General features: G+C 28.5%; 2 protein-coding genes. One reads left to right on the top strand and one right to left on the bottom strand.

All coding sequences use genetic code 11. The features are described from left to right. The first annotated feature begins 80 nt into the window (after window positions 1–80). Complete coding sequence (locus DN394_RS28710) at window positions 81–518, top strand: hypothetical protein (protein WP_046959879.1); 438 nt, start codon at window positions 81–83, stop codon at window positions 516–518. A 169-nt stretch (window positions 519–687) separates the two neighbouring features. On the opposite strand, the gene DN394_RS28705 is transcribed toward DN394_RS28710, so the two are convergent. Next, window positions 688–1,158 (bottom strand): magnesium transporter CorA family protein (locus DN394_RS28705; protein WP_218944376.1); only part of this gene is annotated, 471 nt, incomplete at its 5' end.

Genomic DNA, 1,158 nt, shown 5'->3' with positions numbered 1-1,158 from the left:
ATTTTTTATAAATTCTAAAAATATATTCCCTATTTTTGGTATGATAGACAGGAACTATTTTTTAGAACAGGAGACAATAAATGAAAAAAATCAAATTAGGATTATTAGTTATATTTCTATTTATATTTATGTACATGTCTTTAATAGGAGATGAGAATAAGGGTTCTTTAACTCCTAATCTGATTTCAAAAATAAAATATTTAGAAACTGATTCTGTTGCTGGAGGTACATTTAGAGATTATGGCCAAGAAGCAAAATCAGTGTTTGAAAAACTAAGTTGTCAGAAAGATGTTGTAACAAAAAAAGATTTTTTGAAGAAGAAATTTTTTGAGGAATCTTCTCAACGTAACATTGACTTTGTATTAGATGATGGTAAAAAAATCAAATTCAAAGTATTATTTTTTAGTGTGAAACCATACTTTGATGAAGCGTATGTTCAACGTATAGGAGATGATTCCATTTACCACTTAAATAAAGAAGATGCAACAGATATAGCAACTCAATTTGCAAATCGTTAATACTTTTCTTAAAATTTTATGTTTTATATCTATTAATTATAAAAAAAGAACATCCCCAAAACGAATTTTTTTGTTTTGTTAGTTTGATGGGCATGTGGCACTGCCCCTATTAATAAATATTACTAACCATATTTCTAGGTTAATATCTATCATATTTTAAAAAATAAGATTAATTAGATTTAAAAAAAGATTTCTTTTTCTTTACTCGTAATAAATCACCTGTCCATCCTTTGAATCGCATATACAAATACATACCCCCTGTTGTGAAAATAATAAATAAGAGAGCGATTAAATAGCTATATTTCCATTCTAGTTCAGGCATGTATTTAAAATTCATCCCCCACAATGCTCCTAAAGCTGTCAAAGGGGTACTTACAGCAGTTAATACAGTAAGAGCTTTCATAATTTCATTTCCACGATGAGAAGAAACAACTTCTTGTAAATGAATCATCGTGTCTAATTCTTCTTGGTACTCTTTAACAAGTTGTAATCCACGCTCTAATTTTACGTGTGTTTGTTTATAACAAAGGGTGTTTGTTAGGTTTTCTAACCAAGCTTCCTCCAAGCCTTGTAACACTTCTTGTATTAAGCGAAACACATGTGTGTTCATAAATAATTCATGACGAATATGATAAATTCT

Source organism: Bacillus sp. BB081 (assembly GCF_008368895.1).
Classification (GTDB): Bacteria; Bacillota; Bacilli; order Bacillales; family Bacillaceae_G; genus Bacillus_A; species Bacillus_A wiedmannii.
The sequence above is the reverse complement of the archived record's forward strand: the minus strand, read 5'-3'. Positions and strand labels throughout refer to the sequence as shown.